Genomic DNA, 269 nt, shown 5'->3' on the forward strand with positions numbered 1-269 from the left:
CCTTAGCGCTATTGCCCGCCTAAAACCTGTCGATGCGACCACCAACCCCAGTCTCATTACTAAGGCGCTCATTCACTCTGACAATCAAGCCATGCTATCAGAAACCATGAGTCGACATCGCGGTGACATCGATGCGGTAATTGATGCGTTAACCATAAAAATTGGCTGCGATATTTTATCTTTGATTGAGGGTCGCGTCTCAACTGAAGTCGATGCGCGTTTGTCTTATGACACCCAAGCGACTATCGATAAAGCACTCAGCTTTATGG

At 47.2% G+C, this 269-nt stretch carries 1 protein-coding gene; it reads left to right on the top strand.

Annotated elements, in window-relative coordinates; genetic code table 11:
- Positions 1-269: transaldolase family protein (locus AAEY78_RS13290; RefSeq protein WP_352339775.1), on the top strand; the 269-nt coding region annotated here is incomplete at both ends.

Origin of the sequence: Psychrobacter sp. 16-MNA-CIBAN-0192 (assembly GCF_040309565.1) — a bacterium.
In the GTDB taxonomy this organism is placed as follows: domain Bacteria; phylum Pseudomonadota; class Gammaproteobacteria; order Pseudomonadales; family Moraxellaceae; genus Psychrobacter.